General features: G+C 38.0%; 16 protein-coding genes and 4 tRNA genes. 4 read left to right on the plus strand and 16 right to left on the minus strand.

Annotated elements, in window-relative coordinates:
• Positions 1–257 precede the first annotated feature (257 nt).
• Positions 258–1457, minus strand: coding sequence for a class I SAM-dependent rRNA methyltransferase (locus LIS78_RS26565; protein WP_195781512.1), 1200 nt, complete (start codon positions 1455–1457; stop codon positions 258–260).
• A gap of 192 nt (positions 1458–1649) precedes the next feature.
• Positions 1650–2687, minus strand: coding sequence for a PepSY domain-containing protein (locus tag LIS78_RS26570; protein ID WP_195781511.1), 1038 nt, complete (start codon positions 2685–2687; stop codon positions 1650–1652).
• A 233-nt stretch (positions 2688–2920) separates the two neighbouring features.
• Between LIS78_RS26570 and LIS78_RS26575 the strand changes: the two genes are divergently transcribed.
• Both LIS78_RS26575 and LIS78_RS26580 read left to right on the plus strand, forming a co-directional pair.
• Positions 2921–3604 carry a response regulator transcription factor gene (locus LIS78_RS26575; RefSeq protein ID WP_057244909.1) on the plus strand — a complete coding sequence of 228 codons (684 nt, stop codon included), beginning with the start codon at positions 2921–2923 and terminating at the stop codon, positions 3602–3604.
• Positions 3601–5046: a sensor histidine kinase gene (locus tag LIS78_RS26580; RefSeq protein ID WP_252284515.1), complete on the plus strand. Its 1446-nt coding sequence runs from the start codon at positions 3601–3603 to the stop codon at positions 5044–5046. The genes LIS78_RS26575 and LIS78_RS26580 overlap by 4 nt, the downstream gene beginning before the upstream one ends.
• A gap of 40 nt (positions 5047–5086) precedes the next feature.
• On the opposite strand, the gene LIS78_RS26585 is transcribed toward LIS78_RS26580, so the two are convergent.
• The gene (locus tag LIS78_RS26585) at positions 5087–5929 is read right to left on the minus strand and encodes a PepSY domain-containing protein (protein ID WP_195781509.1); all 843 of its coding nucleotides are present in this window, start codon (positions 5927–5929) and stop codon (positions 5087–5089) included.
• A gap of 380 nt (positions 5930–6309) precedes the next feature.
• On the opposite strand from LIS78_RS26585, the gene LIS78_RS26590 reads away from it, so the two are divergent.
• Positions 6310–8208: a PhoX family protein gene (locus LIS78_RS26590; RefSeq protein WP_252284516.1), complete on the plus strand. Its 1899-nt coding sequence runs from the start codon at positions 6310–6312 to the stop codon at positions 8206–8208.
• A 416-nt stretch (positions 8209–8624) separates the two neighbouring features.
• A complete protein-coding gene (locus LIS78_RS26595) occupies positions 8625–9623 on the plus strand; it encodes a tRNA dihydrouridine synthase (RefSeq protein WP_209150807.1) in 999 nt (332 codons plus the stop codon).
• Between the two features lie 175 nt (positions 9624–9798).
• Here LIS78_RS26595 and rlmH read toward each other — a convergent pair whose 3' ends face one another.
• From rlmH to LIS78_RS26660, 13 genes are all read right to left on the minus strand, one after another.
• Entirely contained in the window at positions 9799–10278 is a 480-nt protein-coding gene (gene rlmH / locus LIS78_RS26600) for a 23S rRNA (pseudouridine(1915)-N(3))-methyltransferase RlmH (protein WP_013085547.1), read from the minus strand.
• 83 nt (positions 10279–10361) lie between these two features.
• Complete coding sequence (locus tag LIS78_RS26605) at positions 10362–10520, minus strand: CxxH/CxxC protein (protein WP_013059901.1); 159 nt, start codon at positions 10518–10520, stop codon at positions 10362–10364.
• A 73-nt stretch (positions 10521–10593) separates the two neighbouring features.
• Positions 10594–11826 carry a S1C family serine protease gene (locus LIS78_RS26610; protein ID WP_245210643.1) on the minus strand — a complete coding sequence of 411 codons (1233 nt, stop codon included), beginning with the start codon at positions 11824–11826 and terminating at the stop codon, positions 10594–10596.
• A gap of 57 nt (positions 11827–11883) precedes the next feature.
• A complete protein-coding gene (locus LIS78_RS26615; protein ID WP_252284517.1) occupies positions 11884–12678 on the minus strand; it encodes an MBL fold metallo-hydrolase in 795 nt (264 codons plus the stop codon).
• Positions 12679–12696: 18 nt separating this feature from the next.
• On the minus strand, positions 12697–13476 hold the full coding sequence (locus tag LIS78_RS26620) for a two-component system regulatory protein YycI (protein ID WP_116074943.1): 780 nt from the start codon (positions 13474–13476) through the stop codon (positions 12697–12699).
• Complete coding sequence (locus LIS78_RS26625) at positions 13463–14830, minus strand: YycH family regulatory protein (RefSeq protein ID WP_252284518.1); 1368 nt, start codon at positions 14828–14830, stop codon at positions 13463–13465. The genes LIS78_RS26620 and LIS78_RS26625 overlap by 14 nt, the downstream gene beginning before the upstream one ends.
• Positions 14821–16728 carry a cell wall metabolism sensor histidine kinase WalK gene (gene walK, locus LIS78_RS26630; RefSeq protein ID WP_013059906.1) on the minus strand — a complete coding sequence of 636 codons (1908 nt, stop codon included), beginning with the start codon at positions 16726–16728 and terminating at the stop codon, positions 14821–14823. Before walK ends, LIS78_RS26625 begins: the two co-directional genes overlap by 10 nt.
• 6 nt (positions 16729–16734) lie before the next feature.
• Positions 16735–17442: a response regulator YycF gene (gene yycF / locus LIS78_RS26635; RefSeq protein ID WP_013085552.1), complete on the minus strand. Its 708-nt coding sequence runs from the start codon at positions 17440–17442 to the stop codon at positions 16735–16737.
• Between the two features lie 262 nt (positions 17443–17704).
• Positions 17705–17777, minus strand: a tRNA-Phe gene (locus LIS78_RS26640).
• A gap of 4 nt (positions 17778–17781) precedes the next feature.
• Positions 17782–17857: transfer RNA gene (locus LIS78_RS26645), tRNA-Asp, on the minus strand.
• Positions 17858–17892: 35 nt separating this feature from the next.
• Positions 17893–17964, minus strand: a tRNA-Glu gene (locus LIS78_RS26650).
• Positions 17965–17979: 15 nt separating this feature from the next.
• Positions 17980–18052, minus strand: a tRNA-Lys gene (locus LIS78_RS26655).
• A gap of 166 nt (positions 18053–18218) precedes the next feature.
• The gene (locus LIS78_RS26660) at positions 18219–19505 is read right to left on the minus strand and encodes an adenylosuccinate synthase (protein WP_013085553.1); all 1287 of its coding nucleotides are present in this window, start codon (positions 19503–19505) and stop codon (positions 18219–18221) included.
• Positions 19506–19690: the final 185 nt, after the last annotated feature.

The following is a 19690-nucleotide window of genomic DNA, read 5'->3' on the forward strand; positions in this document are numbered from 1 at the left end:
CGCAGTTGATTTCCGTGAAAGGTTTCGCTTTCCGCGGGCGACCGATAATCCTCCTCGTCGCTTGCGTTCCTGCGGGGTCTCATCCCTTCCGCTTTTCCCGCAGGAGTCTTCGCCTTGCCCTCCAATCAGCTGCTAGAAGGAACTCAACAGATGAAACCTACGTTCACTATAAAAAAAACGAACCGCTAATCAAACATGTTGATCAATGGTTCGTTTTTCACTTGGGCTAAAATACTTTTGTCCCAGCTTTTTTGTATTTAGCGATTTACTTTTTGAATAAACACGACTTTTAAATAATTACCTGACTTAAATTCTTTTATTGTTTTAAAATCAGATGGAAGAGCGAACTGCTCCATCATTTTGTACCGTTCCCCTTTTTCATTAAAAGCTTTTTCAATAAACGAATGGAATTTTTTCATATCAAAATTGCTTGCGTTCGTAGATGCTACAATGACACCGTTTGGCTTTGTAAGAGCAATGGCTTCTTTTAATAAATCTTTGTAGTCTTTTGCCGCGCTAAACGTATGCTTTTTCGACTTAGCAAAGCTCGGCGGATCTAGCACCACAAGATCGAAGGTCATGTTCTTCTTGACCGCATATTTAAAATACTTGAAAACATCTTCTACAATAATGTCCTGTGCCTCATGATCAATTCCATTTACACTAAATTGCTCAATTGTTTTTGCCAAGCTGCGATTGGCTAAATCGACACTTGTTGTTTTCGCAGCTCCTCCAAGAGCGGCCGCCACTGAAAATGCGCCTGTATACGAAAACATATTTAGCACGGTCTTTCCTTTTGCATATTTATCTCGAATCGTTTTACGGACGTCTCGCTGATCTAAAAAGACCCCAACCATCGCTCCGTCATTTAAGTAAACGGCAAAACGAATACCATTTTCTTTTACAATTAAAGGGAATTCACCTTTATCTCCTGTTACAAAATCATCTTCTTCAATATACTGCCCTTTTACGTTAAAGCGTTTTTTCTGGTACAGCCCTTTAAAGTTAGGCGCAGACTTTAAGGCTTCAATGACGTATTCTTTAAATTGATAAATTCCTTCACTATACCAACTCATGACGTAATATCCGTCATAATAATCAATAATCAAGCCGCCGATTCCGTCACCTTCACTATTAAATACGCGAAAAGCAGTTGTGTCTTCAGACGCATAAAAATCATGACGAGAGGCAATAGCTCGCTGAATTTTTCGTGCAAAAAACGCCGCGTCAATTTGCTCACTTTTCTTCTTCGTAAGAATCCATCCATAACCTTTATTTTGTTTTCCATAATAGCCTTTTGCTAAAAATTGATTCTTCGGAGTAACTAAGTTAATAATAACGCCTTCTTCTTGCAGTTTATGACCATCAACAAGCGCATCTTTTTCAATGAGTGGATAACCCTTGTTCACTTTTTTAATAAAAGCTTCTTTGGCTATAACTTGTACTTCTTTTCTCATGTGTACACCCTATCTATTTAATTTATTTCATTCTAGTCCTATCCATTTTACAACAATAATCTACATTTATCTTAACATAGATAAACAGCCCCGTTTTTAGTTATAAATAGAAAAGCAGAGGATGCCTTGAAGCACCCTCTGCTTGATATGAATGAAAAATGAAATGTATGTTTTATGTTTTAAGATAAAAAATTATGAGCACTCTTGTCCCGTATAAGCATCGAACTTAAGCGTCTGCTGCTTGCTTCCGCTCACTAAGGTTACTACGTATACAGTTATTGAGTTTTCTGTTATAAGCTCAATATGCTCTACTTTTCCTTCTTGATGTTTTAAAGCAAGAACTTTTACAGCGTTCTCAGTTAATGGCTGAAGCTTATCTTGTTTTACATGTGTGATTTCACCCGAAACCGCATCGATTGTAACTGTATATTCCGTATTATCTTTGATTATTTTTACTGTGAAAATCGCTGCGTTTTGATCATATTCTACCATTCTCACCTTACCTGCATATGTAGCCAATGCAAGTTCTTTTGCATCTTGTCTCGTTAATAGCTTCACTGCTTGCTGAGAAGTATTAACTACTTTTCCTGTGAAAGCATCTAACGTTATTGTATATTGAGTGCTATCTTTAAGAATCACTGCGACATACTGACTAGCGGATTCTTTAAACTCTAGACTATATACGTAACCACTATATTGTTTAACAATTGCTTCTTTTATTTTTTGCTCTGACATTAGCTGCAGCTCTTTTTTATTCTCATGAATGACTTTCCCCGTTAGACCATCCACGGTTAGCGTATATTCTACTTTGCCATCTACTACAGTTAACGTATATTCACGCGTTTCTTTGTTAAATGTAATAGATTGAATAACGCCTTTATACTGCTTAGAAACGGATTCTTTCACTTGATTTTGTGTCCATAACTGCACTTCTTGCTTCTTTACTACTTTTCCAGTACTTGCATTTACTTCTACGATTCTTTGCTCCAGGTTATTCGTTACAATTGTAATTACATACACACTTGATTCCTGCTTAAATTCCGTAGATGTGACCGTCCCTTCGCAATCTTGCAGAGCAATACCTTTTGCCTGAGCTTGCGAGATACTCACATGTTCAGTTGTTTCTGCTTTCGCTGTCTTCATTTCTGCAGCGTGACTCGTTGTAATAGAGCTAAATGCAATTGCAGTTCCTAAAGCAGATGTAGACAATACTTTTGCCCATTTAATCATCCTTAAATTTCCTCCTCTTTCACCATTAGACTTTCCGTCTAATTTATGGTGTTTTATCTAGTACGCCGTTCATTATGCAAAAGATTTCTGAGAATAAGACGAATAGAAGCTTAAAGTTAGCTGAAGATATAAGAATAGCTACTATTTTTCAGCTTGCTTTCAGCTATTATTCAGTGCTGTTTCAGATAAAAAAGCATAATAGAAAGTAGAGGAGCAAAGGAGTTTTCACCATGATGGAACAACTAAAAGGAATTAAAGTCTTGCTTATAGATGACGAACCAACTATTTTACAGTTTTTATCTTTAGGTTTAACGAATGAAGGATTTGATATCAAAGCTGCCCAAGACGGAATTGAAGGAATTAATATAGCCAAAGAATTCAAGCCTCATATCGCTATTGTAGATGTTATGCTTCCAGGAATGGATGGATTTGAAGTATGCCGCTTGTTGAAGAAAATGGGGAATATAGCTGTCATCATGCTAACAGCAAAAGATCAAGTAGACGACCGGGTAAAAGGGCTGACTATTGGAGCAGATGATTATATGGTCAAACCTTTCAGTTTTGAAGAACTTCTTGCGCGCATTCAAGCTAGAATCCGCAATCAATTTCCCAACTTATTAGACGAAGTATCAATCGGTCCATTTAAAATTGATGACCGCCGCAAAGAAATTAAATACCTTAATCACATACTTGATTTATCCCCTACTGAATATGCACTCTTAAAATTCTTGGTTATTAATCACGGTCTCGTACTAAGTAAATCCACCATTTTAGATCGAGTGTGGGGATATGATTTTGGAGGAGAAGAAAACATTGTAGAAGTATACATTCGATCACTGAGAGAAAAATTACAGGACCATAGCCGAACCGTTATTCGAACGCTTCGCGGTGTAGGGTATCGGATTGATATTTCATGAAGTACAAACGGTTCTTTCCGCTGAACTCTCTTCGCCTTCAGCTCTTATTCAGAAGTTTGCTTGTTATTTTGAGTTTACTGATACTGATAGGCTTGTTTCAATACGTGTTCATGAAGCAATTTATCTACACAAACAAAATTAGAAGCATCGAAGATCAAATTCATTTGATTCCTGATGATGTCTGGAAACATGATATTGAAACAAGCCAGAATGTAAAAAGATCAAGACCAATGGTTTATTTCCCGGGTGTTAATATTACCTTTATCAATCAAAAAATCACATTTTTACGGCTGGCTAAGGATCCACATCATTCTTACTTTCCTAAGCTTTCTGCATCTACATACAAACAAGTAATGAAAAACATCAAACAGCCGGACAACACGATGAGCCTCATAAAAAAAATCGATGGTCATCAAGAGCAAGTCATTGTTTTAAAACCCATTGTCTTTGACGGAGAAATACAGGGAGTTATTCAAATCAATACTCCCACAGAATCACTAAGAGACCTGTTAATCAGACAAATGATGATCTTTTTAATGCTTTCACTTACTGCAATGACCATTGCTTTTTTTGTTTTTTCTTCTGTGTTAAAGCAGACGTTAATCCCTTTGTTTACTATTAATAAGAAAGTGGAGCATATTAATGCAGGAAGCTTACATGACCGCTTGCCTGTTAATCAAGGACAAATCGAAATGGATCGCCTTTCTCTTTCTATTAACGAAATGCTTGAGCGTCTTGAAGAATCATTTAAAGCTGAAACAGAGGCCAAAGAACAAATGCGGCGCTTTGTGGCGGATGCTTCTCATGAACTGCGAACGCCGCTTACATCCATTCATGGCTTTTTAGAAGTTTTATTAAGAGGAGCCAGCAGCAATCCGGAGCAATTAAACGACGCATTAAAAAGCATGTATGGTGAATCCAAAAGACTGCGCAAACTTATTCAGGATCTTCTGCTTCTTGCTCAGCTTGATCAACTTCCGCCGTTTCAAAAAGAGTGCTGTTTTGTAGATGAATTGATTTTAGATATGAAACCTCAATTAATGCTATTGGCTGGGAACAGAAAAGTTTTATTCGACTTCCCAAGCCGTTTACCATCGGAAGTTAACAAAGATCAATTTAAACAAGTTGTTTTAAACTTATTTTCCAACGCAGTACAGCATACAAACCCAACTACAGGAGTTATTCAAGTGATAGGAAAAGTAAAAGAGAAAGAACTTTCATTAACAATACAAGATAACGGTCACGGCATTCCTCAAGAGCACCTTCCTCATTTATTTGAACGATTTTACAAAGCTGATGCTTCACGCTCTCGAGCATATGGAGGAGCAGGCTTAGGCTTGGCCATCAGCACATCTATTATAGAGCTGCACGGGGGAAAAATACGTGTAGAAAGCAAATTGAATGTAGGAACTGCTTTTGAAATTGTATTGCCCTTAACTTAAAAAAGACGATTGCTTCACGGCAATCGTCTTTTTTATCAAATCAGCATACTTTTCCTGTTTGAGGGCTGATTTTTACAGTATGTTTTACATTGTCTGTTCCTTTGATAACAAACGTGTATGCTTGTTCACTGAATGAAACAGATTGAACCGTTCCTTTGTGCTGTTGAAGAGCAGCTTGTTTAGCTTGTTCTTGCGTAAACTTTACCGCTTCGACTTTGATTACTTTTCCTGTTTCAGCGTTTACTTTCACATGGTGATCTTTGTTGTCTTTTCCGTGGATTAAAAATGTGTATACATCATTTGCATATGAACTTGATTGAATCGTTCCTCCGCAATTTTTTAATGCAATCGTTTGAATCTGTGCTTTTGTAAATGCAGCGCTTTGAATTTGAATCACTTTTCCACTTTGTGCATTCACTTTCACGTGGTGATCACGGCTATCTTTTCCGTGAATTAAGAACGTATATACTCCATCGTTGAAGCCTACCGACTTAACCGTTCCTCCACAGTTTTTCAACGCTACTGCTTGTGCCTCACTTCGAGAAAAAGATAGTTTTTCAACCTTTACCACTTTTCCGCTATGTGCATTTACCTTCACATGATGGTCTTGATTATCTTGTCCGTGAATTAAAAACGTATAGGCGTTATTTTCAAAAGAAACTGATTGAACCGTTCCTCCGCAGTTCTTTAAGGCAATTGCTTTTGCTTGAGCTTGCGTATATGTTGCCGCTTCGGTATGAGCCGACGCTTTTGTTGAAGTAATGTGCTGGCCGTCTGAAGCAAATGCACTTGTCATTGAACCAAGAGCGATAGCTGTTCCAATTGTGGCACCTCCCACGGCTTTTGCTACTACTGCTTTTCCTGCTAATACTTTTCCAATCATGATTATACCTCCGCGTAATTTCCAATGTATTTACAGCACAAGCTAAAGGTTTTAGCAACGGTCATTTATCAAAATAGCGCTATTGGAGTAACGTTTTTTCTGCTAAAATACCTTTCACTTTTGCTGTACGAGCCAAAGCGCTTCTTGTCGCCTTTAGCTATGTGTTTATTGTAAGAGCGGAACATGAATTCACTGTGAAGCCCAGCTGAATGCTACCTGAACAAATTCTGAAAGATAGCTGAATAACTTCTAGTTAAACTTGTCATATAAATGTTCAACGTTCTTAACAACAGCTCAACAAATCCAGCGCTTCTCTTTATATTTCCTCAACAATCAAATGATTTAATAAATGTATGAATATGATTTGGAGGTTATCAACCATGAAAAAACGAGTATCTCTTGGACTATCTCTCACTCTTTTAGCTTCTAGCGCCGCTTCTGCTTTTGCAGCAGAGCATCATCCAGTTCAACATCCAAAACAAATCAAAAGCGTCGAGTTTCAGCCAATGAAAGCACCTACTACGATTGAAAATATGATTAAAACGTATACAGAGGCATCTGTAAAAGTAACGTATAAAGATGGAAGCGTTGAAGAAGCGTCGCTTAACTATAACCAGCTCTTTCTTTCAAAAGATAAAATTGTCGATAATAAAGGGGAATTAATCGCTGCAGGTACACCGATCGATGCAAACGGGGATCCAATTATTGACCGAAGCGTTCCTGATAAGCCATCACCGTACGTATCAGACGCACCGGATTCAAACAGCTTTATTACCATCAACGGTAAGTCTTATATTATTTCACATTATGAATATGAATCTGTTAATAATGCTGGAAAAGAGATTTCCGGTCTTCCTGCTTCCATGACGCTTACACAAGTTGACCGAGATGATAAAACAGGAAAACTAACCGCCAACCATGCTAAAAAAATTGATTTTTCTAATGTAAATGGTTTATGGACGCCGTGTAATGGCTCTACAACGGATTGGGGTACTCACCTTGGTTCAGAAGAATACGAGCCTGATGCACGTGCTTTTGAAGACCCTTCATCTAGCTCTTATAAAGACGTCACGAACTTTGCTAAGCTTTATTTCGGTGACACGTCAAAAGCAAATCCTTACTACTATGGCTGGATTCCAGAAATTTCAGTGGATGAAAGCGGCAATGCGTCCGTCGTAAAACATTACAGCACAGGTCGTTTTTCACACGAAATGATGCAGGTACTCCCAGATAATAAAACCGCTCTTTTTGGAGACGATGGATCTAATACCATGATGTTTATGTATGTAGCAGATAAGGAGAAAGACTTCTCAGCAGGAACTCTTTATGCTGCAAAGTTCAAACAAACGAGCACAAAAAATGGAGGTAAAGGCGACCTTCAGTGGATTAAGCTTGGTCATTCAACAGACAATGAAGTGAAATCAATTATTGACAAAGGCACAAAATTTAGTGATATTTTTGAAACAGCCGACCAGCCTACAAAAGGATTTAAAGCTGTAAAAACCGCCGCAAGTAAAAAAGTTGAATATTTAAAAGTAAAGCCTGGCATGGAAAAGGCAGCTGCCTTTTTAGAATCACGCAGATACGGTGCGATTCTAGGTGCCACGTCTGAATTCAACAAAATGGAAGGACTAACGGTTAATAAAAAAGACAAAAAAGCGTATATGGCTATTTCTTACCAAAATAGTGCCATGCTAAAAGAACCTGGCGCTGTACAAGATGATATTCAGCTTCCAAAACTAGAGTCTGGCGTAACCTACCAGCTGAACTTAGGATCACATCAAAAAGACCAAGCAAAAGGCAAGATTAACAGTCGCTACGTTCCTGCAAGCATGGAAGGACTACTGATTGGACAAGACCTAGAAAAAGCAGATGCATACGGTAATACAGCGGATCCAAATAAAATTGCCAACCCTGATAACCTTACGTATTCAAATGATTTGAATACACTATTTATCGGAGAAGACAGCTCACTGCACACAAACAACTTCGTATGGGCTTATAATGTAAAAACCAAAAAACTATCACGCATTCTTTCAGTTCCAGTGGGAGCAGAAGCAACAGGACTTCGTGCAGTAGAAAACATTAAAAACTCTCGCTACTTACTAAGCAACTATCAGCACCCGGGCGAGGACATCAGCGACAAAAATATTACCGCTGTTGATAAAGAAGAGCTAGCTAATGCAATGAAAGAAAGCATTGGCATTCAAGAAACAGGTGGTGTCGGATACATTTCTGGACTGCCTTCTAAGGACGGCGCTCCTTACAAAAAGCAGTAATACGTAATGAAGCCACGTCTGTTGTGTAGTAACAGACGTGTTTTTTTATATATTATATAGTAGAAGTTATTTATAAAACCGTTTATCGTAATCATAGTTATGATGAATACTTTATAATATCCTTGAAGAAAGTTCCTAGCCCCAAACCAAACGTATTAGCATATTTATTCGTAGGTATCCGCTACATCTCTTCAACCTTGCCTTTAATTGCTTATTCCCCACTAATGCTAGATATAGAATTTGTTTCGATAAGTATTTCCAGCCAAACAAAATGTCTCGTTCCCTTGCACTTTTCGTTCCATACCATTAAAGTATATATTGGTTGAAGTTTATACTGGCATTCAACCTGATAAAAGAAATTACACTTTTTAATTTTGGGAATATGTTTTCCCTAAAAGAAAGGGTTTAGATATAAGATGAAAGATAATTTTTGGCATGAGTTGCCGCGTCCGTTTTTTATTTTGGCACCGATGGAAGCTGTGACGGATGTCGTTTTTCGCCATGTTGTGACTGAAGCAGCACGACCTGACGTATTTTTTACAGAGTTTACGAATACGGAAAGCTACTGTCATCCGAAAGGAAAAGATAGCGTAAAAGGACGTTTGACGTTTACAGATGATGAACAGCCAATCGTTGCGCACATTTGGGGAGACAAGCCTGAATACTTCCGTCAAATGAGTATTGGCATGGCCGAAATGGGCTTTCGCGGCATTGATATTAATATGGGCTGTCCTGTGCAGAACGTTGCAGGAAACGGAAAAGGTTCTGGTCTGATTCGTCGCCCAGATACTGCGGCTGAGATTATCCAAGCAGCAAAAGCTGGAGGGCTTCCAGTAAGCGTAAAGACTCGTCTTGGCTATACGCAAGTTGACGAGTGGTACGACTGGCTGAAGCACATTTTAGAACAGGATATCGTGAACCTTTCTATTCACCTTCGTACGAAAAAAGAAATGAGCGATGTTGACGCGCACTGGGAGTTAATTCCGGAGATCAAGAAGCTTCGTGACGAAATTTCGCCTCATACGCTACTAACAATTAACGGTGATATTCCTGACCGCCAGAAAGGTCTTGAACTTGCTGAAAAGTACGGCGTTGATGGAATCATGATTGGACGCGGAATTTTCCATAATCCGTTTGCGTTTGAAAAAGAAAAGAAAGAGCACACAAGCGAAGAGCTATTAGAACTTCTTCGCCTGCAGCTAGATCTTCATGATAAGTATTCTGAAGAATTAGAGCCGCGCCCTTTTAAACCGCTTCGACGCTTTTTCAAAATTTACGTTCGCGGATTCCGCGGTGCAAGTGAATTAAGAAATCTACTCATGAGCACGGAAACGACTGACGAAGTGCGTGCGTTGCTTGATGAGTTTAAAGACAAAGCTGGAGTGAAAGAAGACGAAGGTTTTTCTGTTTCTTAAATAACTCGTTTGTTTAAACTCAATTGTTCTAACATTTTATCGGAGAGAAGAACCTTTTGTTCTTTTCTCTCTTTTTTATAAATGTGTGCTATTTATCCACATATGATAAAAGCTGAGGCAGAAGGTTTTACATTTCCTTCTGTCTCAGCTTTTAATGAAAAAATATCCACACGTTCTATTTATGATAAGGTTCATTTCGAATAATACGAAAAGCTCGGTAAATCTGTTCTACTAATACTAGGCGCATAAGCTGATGAGGAAACGTCATTTTTGAAAAAGAAAGGGCTGCGTTTGAGCGTTTCATTACTTCGCTGCTTAAACCAAGCGACCCACCAATGACAAACGCTATTTTGCTTTTTCCGTAAGTAGCTAATGAATCGATTTCTTTTGCGAGTTCCTCTGAAGATTTTTGTTTTCCGTTAATAGCTAATGCGATAACGTGAGTGTCGTCTGAGATTTTCGCTAAGATGCGCTCTCCTTCTTTTTGTTTCACCTGTTCCATTTCAGATTCACTTAAGTTTTCTGGCGCTTTTTCATCTGCAAGCTCAATAATTTCTACTTTTGCATAGCTTGATAAACGCTTTAAATATTCTTGAATGCCTTGTTTTAAGTATTTTTCTTTTAGCTTCCCAATGGTTATAATAGAGATATTCACAGGCTATTCTCCTCTCCTTTATCTCTTATCCACAGATATTATCCACATATCCACATGCTGTATCCACATTTTGTATAAGAATATTAGTTCCCTACTACATATACAGCTTCATTGTCACAATATTCACAGCTTTTTTTGTCAGTGGAATTTTCTATTTTTTCAAAAACCGGCGCTAGCTCAATCTCATCTACCATTACATCCAGCGCTAGTTCTGTATGTTCTAAACAGCAATATATCTTCATGTATTTATCTTCCTTTCTCTATTCTTTTCATTAAAAAACCACAGGAGTTTATCCCCTGTGGATAACTTTTATTTTACTTCATTTGACGCGTTAATTTTACTTCTGTGGATTTCTTTTTGCCATCGCGATAGAACGTTACGTTCATTTTATCGCCAATTTCTTTTTCAATGTAGAGGTGTTTGCGAAGTGTCGCCATGTCCCTTACTTTGCTGTGATCTAACTCAACAATCACATCATATTCCTTCAATCCGGCTTTAGCGGCTGGCGACCCTGGCTCGACTTTTAGAACAGCGACTCCGTTTACTACCTCATGCGGTAACTTAAGGGTTTCTTTTAAATGATACCCTGATACCTCACTTAATGATAGTGTACTAACTCCAAGATACGGACGTCTGACTTCACCATATCGTTCTAAGTCATTAATAATGGGTCTAGCCATGTTGATTGGAATCGCAAGACCAATGCCTTCTACTGCTTCTTGGGCAATTTTCATGGAATTAATACCGATTAATTCACCATCAATATTAACAAGAGCACCCCCGCTATTACCAGGGTTAATGGCGGCATCTGTTTGAATAACTTCTGATTGCCAATCAGGATTTCCATCGCCATTCAAATCTTGAGGAATGACACGGTTAACCCCTGAGACAACTCCTTGTGTAACGGAGCCAGAAAATTGAAGGCCTAGCGGGTTTCCGATAGCAATTACTGGTTCACCAGCTTTAAGCTTATCCGAATTTCCGAAGGTAGCCACTTTTGTCACGTGGCCTGCGTCAATTTCAAGAACTGCTAAGTCCATTAAATCATCGCTGCCAAGAATTTTAGCCGATACCCTTGTACCGTTACTGAAGCTCACTTCAATTTCGTTAGCGCCTTTAATGACATGATAGTTTGTCACAATATAAGCTTTATTGCCTTGCTTTTTGTAAATAACACCTGAGCCCGTCCCGGCATCAGTTCGTTCATCATTCCAAAAGCTTTCAGAGTTCTGAATGTTTACAACTCCTACAACTGCTGCATTGGCTTCAGAAACAGCTTTTGTGACGGCCGTAGTGACGTCAAGAGATACTGACTTTTGGATGGTAGATCCTGTTTGTTCATCTCTATTTTCATCCGTCATCCATCCATCTGGCAAAATCCCGTTCCTCACCAAGGCTGGCATAAGAAGCAGTACAATAAGTGCACCTATAATTGCTCCAATCAGAGCAGAAGCGAAATATCCTCTGCGGCGTTTAGGCGGCCGACTATTTGGCTCTTGGCCTTCATCATAATGTTCCACACTATCACCGAACCCTTCATTTATCATCGTGAATGTCTGCATTCACGTACTAAATGAAGTTATTTTTCGCTTCCTTTCTGGAGACTATACATAAACAATATCAGTTGGTCTTTTTGGATCTGTATCACATAGAAGAATATTGTCCTCTACATTGATGTCTTTTTGTTGTAACACTTGCGCAACAGACATGCGGGCAATTTCCTTCATGTTATTGTCTTGACTCAAATGCGCTAAGTAAATGCGTTTGGTTTGATCTCCAATCACATCTGCCATTGCAAGAGCCGCGTCTTCATTTGATACATGTCCCACGTCGCTTAGAATTCGTCTTTTAATGCTCCAAGGGTAACGCCCCATTCTCAGCATTTCAACATCATGATTGCTTTCAAATACGTACATATCGCTATTTTTAATCGTACCTTTCATGCGGTCACTTACATAGCCGGTATCCGTAATAAGGGTTAATTTTTTAGACCCTTGATGAAAGACATAAAACATAGGCTCTGCAGCATCATGCGAAACACCAAAAGACTCCACTTCCAATTGACCAAACGATTTCGTTTGGCCAATTTCAAAGTGAAACTTCTGTTCCATATCAATGTTACCGATCAACCCATCCATTGCTTTCCACGTTTTTTCATTTGCGAAAATAGGGAGCTTATATTTACGTGCCAGAACACCTAGTCCTTTAATATGGTCACTATGTTCGTGAGTCACTAAAATTCCTGATAAATCCGGGATATTGCGATTTACTTGTTGAAATAGAGCTTCCATTTGTTTTCCGCTCAGCCCTGCATCAACTAGTAAGGAATGTTCTCCATCACTTACTAAAATCGCATTTCCTGTGCTCCCACTCGCTAGCACGCTGAAATGCAGGCTCATTTATCTCACTCCAAATACTTATTTATTTCCTTTTTTAATGATCTGCCCTTCAAAGGCATTTACAAAATAACTCGTATCTCCATTTACAACAATGTGCCAAGTTGGTGCTAAAACTTGAGAATTTAGTAACGGCAGATCAAACGTATAGTATCCAAACTCTACGTCTGTCACTTTATCTTTCTTTTTCAATTCGTCCTTCAAAAACAAATTTTCTAAGGCTTTTAAAGGAGACAAAACATCCTGCTCATCATCCAACGTTTTCACAGAACCTAGCATCGTTTGTTCATATGAAACAATTTCACCTTTATCATTTAAATGAGCAATAATCATGCCATTTTCATTGTCATAGATTTTGTGCTTCTTATATTGTTGAAAGAATGTAACTGTTTTTTTCTCTTTATTAACATTCCATAGCTCATAATCTTCACCCGAGAGCACATATCGTTTTAAAAATTGACTTAGCTTTGCTTTTGTATTTTTTTCAGGCACTGAAAAAGGTTTGTCTAATACGCTTCGAATTGTTTTTTCCTCAAGCAGCGCTGCTTTTTGTTCTTTAAGCTTTTTTAAATCTTCATCTTTAAACAGTTTGCTTTTAGCATTTAACGACGAAGCTTCCTTCACATCTGTAGGTAAATGTTTATATTCAATGCCTTCACTCGTTAATTGTTCTTCAACGCTCGACTCTACAAATAGAGAGTACTGATCTTCTTGATGAGTTTTAAAAATTTGATAGCCTAAGTAAATATTAAGAATCAAGAAAGTGAAAATAAAGATGGTTTTTGTTCTATTCCAATCCATCGTTATCGCCTCCTTCGGTCGGCGGTGCAATTCGATACCATTTGCTATTATAATAATAGAACCAAGAAGGAACGAGTTTGACAGAATTAGAATTAAACTCAACCGTCTTTTCACCGGTTTTCGGCTGCTGTGACACTTCTTCTAGCTGATAGCCTATTGAAATATCTTTTAACAGATTCGGGTCAAAGTTTTGGTGTTTTTCAATTAATTGAATCACCTTTTGAGATGACTGCAGCTTTTCTACACTCGAATCCTGTACTCTTACAAAACGATAAAGAGGACGACGGTAATTTAAAATCTCCGCATTTCCCCATCTCTGATATATTTCAGTCATTCCCTGATTGCTGTACACTGGATAGTTATCTTTATAATAACGATAGCTAATTTCTTTTGTAATACGATTCCAGCTGTTGAACCTGTAATTAGATTCCGTCCAGCCGCCGTGGTCATTAACGAAGCTAAAGCTGCGATTTATTAAATTATAATCTTCCATTACCTCGGTCGTGGAATTTACAAGATTCACATATTCCATCACATCTGTCTTCGTATTGACATTAATCACTTTTGTACCTTCGGTGTAGACATCTCGGTTTGTAGACGTTTCTTTCCGTGCATAGTCTGGGTTGTTAAAAAGCGCTTCTTTATATTTTTCAATATCTAAATGCCTCATGCTCGTATAGTAGACTTCACTATTCATCGTGATATTATTTTCCGGAAGGAAGATATACCGATTTTTGTTTTCTTTATATACAAAGCTCGGGGCATACGTACGTTTCATTTTATCTTCTAATTCTTTGATATCATCTTTGGCCAAATTCTTGACTGTAACCGAATAAATCTTTTTTTGCTCATAATTCACAAGATACACGCTCACGAAAAAGGAAGGTGTACGCTTAATTTTAATGAGTACACGGTCAAATGTTTGATTAGGCAAAGACGTTTGAGAAAATGAAAAAAGCTGTTGAAATGTTTTCAAAGGTAGCGCGCCTGGATACAACACTTCAATAGAATTACTTCCATGGACATAATTTAAAAATCCATCAGGAGAAATAGCATCCGAAACGTCCGTCACATTCGAAAATTTCCACTTTTTCATTTCATTTACCCATTTGTTTACATCATCTTCGTCGTGAGACATGTAGTGATTATCATTTCGATGATAGAGAACTTCTGTTGGAAGAATATGATCTTCTATTTTACTTTTTGAACTCACTTCAACTTCCTGCAAATGTTGATTTTTTGAAATGACCTTATAAGAAGGCTGATACGTCCATATATGATACGTCATAATTAAACTGGAAGCGACGAGAACAACTAAGATGGCCGTTTTGATATGTTCATATCTCATTCCCATTCGTCATCATTCTCACTTTCAATCGGAAGAGTAAAGTAAATCGTTGTTCCTTTTCCTTCCTGACTATCTGCCCAAATGCGTCCATCATGTGCTTCAATAATTTCCTTGGCAATAGCAAGCCCTAATCCTGTTCCGCCTAATTTACGCGTTCGTGCTTTATCTACACGATAGAAGCGTTCGAAAATTTTAGCTAAATTTGATTTTGGAATTCCCATACCTTGGTCTTTAATGCTCACAACAATTTCATGCGTATGCTGAGCAATTGAAAATGTAATGGTTCCGCCTTCAGGTGAATATTTTATTGCATTGGAAATAATGTTATCTAATACTTGTGTAATTTTATCTTGATCGATAGCGACATAGATTGCTTCATTTGGCAAGTCGCGCACGAACGAAATACCTTGTTCAATTGTCATTTCAAAGCGATCAATGATGTAATGATAGAACTTCACAAAATTGATTGGGTCACGACTAAATCGGTAGTCTTGGCTATCTAGCTTAGATAATTGAAGCAAGTCGTTAACGAGACGAATCATTCGTTCTGTTTCCGTTTGCGTTACATTTAAAAATGTTGGAGCTAAGTCCTTATCTTGCCATGCTCCTTCTGCAAGCGCATCTAAATAACTGCGCATCGTTGTTAACGGCGTACGCAATTCATGTGAAACATTCGCTACAAATTCTCGGCGATCCTGATCAATTTTCTCCTGCTCTGTAATATCATGCAAGACAATGATAATCCCGTTAATAAAACCGGTCTCTTTTTGAATAGCGGAAATGGTAGCTCTTAAAATAAAGGGATCCGATTTTGTACTAAAGTCCAAAATTAATGACTCTTGATTAGCGAGCAAGCTTTCAAACGTATGCGTTTCTTCAAGATCTAATAGGGAAACAACTGGATCAGACAAAACCGTTTCACGTGAAACATTTAGCATAGCTGCGGCTGGATCATTAATTAAAATTACTCTTCCCTTTCGATCCGTCGCAATAACGCCGTCCGTCATATGAGCTAATACCGAACTAAGCTTACGGCGCTCCCCTTCTGTAGTTGCCTGTGCTTCTTGAAGCTTTCTTGTTAAGTTGTTGAATGTGAGAGCTAGCTGACCAATTTCATCATACCCGTATACCTTAGCTTTTCTCGTAAAATTCCCTTTGGCCATCTCAAGTGCTTGTTTTCTCATTTCAGACATTGGACGAGTAATGGTCTGAGCTAAAAACACGCCTAAAATAGCTGTAATAAAAAGAGCAATCACCGTGCCTGCTTTAAAGATCTGATTGATATTACTCATTTGATCGTAAACAGGCTCCATGGAAGCTGTTAAGTAAATAGCACCTAAGATTTCTTCGCTAGACTGAACTTTTCCATTTTTATTAGTTGAATTTGATTGACTGGCACCTACTTTATCCTGTAAACGAATAGGCTGTATCATAACTCTGATTCGCTGTCCGCTTTGATCAACAAATACATTATCAGAGTTCGTTCCTGCTAACAACGCATTTGTAATCGCTAAATCATTAGTCTTTTTACCTATGATCTGTTGAGGATTTGAGTTCGATGTAGCAATGATTCTTCTATTTTGGTCAATGACTCTTACTTCAGAAATGTCATTCATATCATTTGAAGCTAAATTGGGTCTTGAAGCAAAATCTCGTAAAATAGTCTTTAAGTCTTCCTCAAGAGTGGGTGAATCATCATCACGATTTTTCACCATTTCTTGTCCAATATTATACGTCAGCAAGTCTGTCCGCTCTTGAAGAGACGTTCGAAAGTTGTTAACTAATTCTTTTTCTAATTGTCGTGCAAAATAGACCCCAATAATTTGCATCGCAATTAAAATGAGCAGCACATAAATCAATACAAACTTTAAATGAATAGATTGCAGGAGCCTTACTTTCTTCATCTAAAATTACTCCTGCTCTGGGCTGCGTAAATAATAGCCTACTCCACGTCTTGTTACAATCCACATTGGATGGCTTGGATTATCTTCAATTTTTTCACGTAATCTTCGAACTGTTACATCTACCGTACGCACATCACCAAAATAGTCATAACCCCATACAGTTTGAAGCAAGTGTTCACGCGTCATGACTTGTCCAATGTGCTTCGCTAAATAATGCAGCAGCTCAAATTCACGGTGAGTCAGTTCAATCGTTTCTCCGCGCTTAGACACGATATAAGCATCTGGGTGAATAACAAGTGCTCCAATCGTAATTTCATTCGTTTCGCTTTCTTCCGTTGGAACAGCTACCTGCTGATGTCTACGTAAATTAGCTTTTACACGTGCTAATAATTCACGCGTACTGAACGGCTTAGTTACATAATCATCTGCACCTAATTCTAGACCTAAAACTTTGTCAATTTCAGAGTCTTTTGCTGTTAACATGATAATTGGCATATCATATTTTTTGCGCACTTCTCGGCAAACTTCCATTCCATCTTTCTGAGGAAGCATAATATCTAATAAAATCATTTCAGGCTGTACTTCTTCCACTTTTTCAAGTGCTTCTACGCCATCATAAGCACAAAATACTTCGTAACCTTCTTTTTGCAAATTAAACTTTAAAATATCTGCAATCGGCTTTTCGTCATCTACGACTAAAATACGTTTATCCATGATCATCGTTCTCCTTTATTAGTTGAAGCAAAATATAAAAGATAGTATTCATACTGTTTGAATACCGTAGTTTTATTATACTTGATAACCCTTGAAACGTCACAAGTTCATCCTCTACTATACATGAAGATATATGATTTTCAACCATCCCTAAATAAAAAAGTAATATATTACCATAAAAGAGATACAAAGCAAATAACGTTTTCTTTTAAATGTAAATAAAAGAAAAAAGCATGACTTTAAATAAAGTCATGCTTTTTGATGGCTCGGGACGGAATCGAACCGCCGACACAAGGATTTTCAGTCCTTTGCTCTACCAACTGAGCTACCGAGCCAAAATGGCGGTCCCGACGGGAATCGAACCCGCGATCTCCTGCGTGACAGGCAGGCATGTTAACCGCTACACCACGGGACCTCAGTCTATATGCTATGTATTAAAAATATTAAAAATGACCCGTACGGGATTCGAACCCGTGTTACCGCCGTGAAAGGGCGGTGTCTTAACCGCTTGACCAACGGGCCACGTTGTAACAAAAGTGAGCCATGAAGGACTCGAACCTTCGACCCTCTGATTAAAAGTCAGATGCTCTACCAACTGAGCTAATGGCTCATGTTATATCTCTTAGCGACGCTTATTATAATAACATGATATTTCATATGAATGCAATAGTTTTTTTAAAACTTTCTTTTTATTATTAAGCTTTTTTTATATCTTGTTAACAAAGCACCAATTATAAATAAAAAAGGTTAGCTCACGAGGAGCTAACCTTTTTTATTTAGCTATATACACCACGTAATACATTTGTTTGTGTACGATCTGGACCTACAGAGAAAATAGATAAAGGAATACCTGTTAATTGAGACACGCGCTCTAAGTAGTGGCGAGCGTTATCAGGTAACTCATCTAATGTTTTCACACCCGTAATATCTTCTGTCCAACCTGGAAGCTCTTCATATACAGGTTCGCATTCTGCAAGTGTTTTTAAGCTAGCAGGGAATTCTTCCATAACTTCCCCTTTATAACGGTAAGCTACACAAATCTTTAATGTCTCAATTCCCGTTAATACATCAATTGAGTTTAAAGATAAATCTGTGATTCCGCTAACGCGACGAGCATGACGTACAACTACACTGTCGAACCAACCTACACGGCGAGGACGACCAGTTGTTGTACCATATTCACGTCCTACTTCACGGATTTGATCACCGATTTCGTTTGTTAATTCAGTTGGGAAAGGACCGTCACCAACACGAGTTGTATACGCTTTTGATACACCTACAACGTGTTTGATTTTAGATGGACCTACACCAGAACCAATTGTTACTCCACCCGCTACTGGGTTTGAAGATGTAACAAATGGATATGTTCCTTGATCGATATCTAACATAACACCTTGTGCGCCTTCAAATAGTACGCGACGTCCTTCGTCTAACGCATCATTTAATACTACTGATGTATCAACAACATATTTTGCAACTTGTTGACCATACTCATAGTACTCATCTAAAATTTCTTCTAATGTAAAGCCTTCTACTTCATACATTTTTTCAAGAAGGCGATTCTTTTCAGCTAAGTTTTGTGTTAATTTTGCTTCAAATACTTCACGGTCTAGTAAATCGGCAATTCGAATACCAACACGTGCTGCTTTATCCATATAAGCTGGTCCAATACCTTTTTTCGTTGTACCAATCTTATTTTCACCTTTACGTTCTTCTTCAACTTCATCTAATTTTAAATGATATGGAAGAATCACATGAGCTCGGTTACTAATACGTAAGTTTTCTGTTGTTACACCGCGATCATGTAAGTATTTTAATTCTTGAACAAGCGCTTTTGGATCGACAACCATACCGTTTCCAATTACACACGTTTTGTCATTATAAAAAATACCTGAAGGAATTAAATGTAACTTATAAGTTTCACCATTAAACTTAATTGTGTGACCTGCATTGTTCCCACCTTGGTAACGTGCAATCACTTCTGCATTTTCTGATAGGAAGTCTGTAATCTTCCCTTTTCCTTCATCTCCCCATTGTGTTCCTACTACAACGACTGAAGACATATCTTAAGCACCTCCGCTTAGTAAGCAACAGCTCACTACGACATAATTTAACCATGGATAAGTGTATCAATTTATCACGCTAAAGTCAATTAAATCCGAACGATTTAACAAAAGTTATTACAAATATATCGTATTTTGCGGAACGAATGCGATAACAATAAAATAAAACCTCTCATATTGAGAGG

The sequence above is a fragment of the Priestia megaterium genome (assembly GCF_023824195.1).
In the GTDB taxonomy this organism is placed as follows: domain Bacteria; phylum Bacillota; class Bacilli; order Bacillales; family Bacillaceae_H; genus Priestia; species Priestia megaterium_D.

What these genes read in the sequence shown, in the direction of transcription:
- LIS78_RS26565 (WP_195781512.1), bottom strand. Translation starts at nt 1,457, where the DNA reads ATGAGAAAAGAAGTACAAGTTATAGCCAAAGAAGCTTTTATTAAAAAA.
- LIS78_RS26570 (WP_195781511.1), bottom strand. Translation starts at nt 2,687, where the DNA reads ATGATTAAATGGGCAAAAGTATTGTCTACATCTGCTTTAGGAACTGCA.
- LIS78_RS26575 (WP_057244909.1), top strand. Translation starts at nt 2,921, where the DNA reads ATGGAACAACTAAAAGGAATTAAAGTCTTGCTTATAGATGACGAACCA.
- LIS78_RS26580 (WP_252284515.1), top strand. Translation starts at nt 3,601, where the DNA reads ATGAAGTACAAACGGTTCTTTCCGCTGAACTCTCTTCGCCTTCAGCTC.
- LIS78_RS26585 (WP_195781509.1), bottom strand. Translation starts at nt 5,929, where the DNA reads ATGATTGGAAAAGTATTAGCAGGAAAAGCAGTAGTAGCAAAAGCCGTG.
- LIS78_RS26590 (WP_252284516.1), top strand. Translation starts at nt 6,310, where the DNA reads ATGAAAAAACGAGTATCTCTTGGACTATCTCTCACTCTTTTAGCTTCT.
- LIS78_RS26595 (WP_209150807.1), top strand. Translation starts at nt 8,625, where the DNA reads ATGAAAGATAATTTTTGGCATGAGTTGCCGCGTCCGTTTTTTATTTTG.
- LIS78_RS26605 (WP_013059901.1), bottom strand. Translation starts at nt 10,520, where the DNA reads ATGAAGATATATTGCTGTTTAGAACATACAGAACTAGCGCTGGATGTA.
- LIS78_RS26610 (WP_245210643.1), bottom strand. Translation starts at nt 11,826, where the DNA reads ATGATAAATGAAGGGTTCGGTGATAGTGTGGAACATTATGATGAAGGC.
- LIS78_RS26615 (WP_252284517.1), bottom strand. Translation starts at nt 12,678, where the DNA reads ATGAGCCTGCATTTCAGCGTGCTAGCGAGTGGGAGCACAGGAAATGCG.
- LIS78_RS26620 (WP_116074943.1), bottom strand. Translation starts at nt 13,476, where the DNA reads ATGGATTGGAATAGAACAAAAACCATCTTTATTTTCACTTTCTTGATT.
- LIS78_RS26625 (WP_252284518.1), bottom strand. Translation starts at nt 14,830, where the DNA reads ATGGGAATGAGATATGAACATATCAAAACGGCCATCTTAGTTGTTCTC.
- walK (WP_013059906.1), bottom strand. Translation starts at nt 16,728, where the DNA reads ATGAAGAAAGTAAGGCTCCTGCAATCTATTCATTTAAAGTTTGTATTG.
- yycF (WP_013085552.1), bottom strand. Translation starts at nt 17,442, where the DNA reads ATGGATAAACGTATTTTAGTCGTAGATGACGAAAAGCCGATTGCAGAT.
- LIS78_RS26660 (WP_013085553.1), bottom strand. Translation starts at nt 19,505, where the DNA reads ATGTCTTCAGTCGTTGTAGTAGGAACACAATGGGGAGATGAAGGAAAA.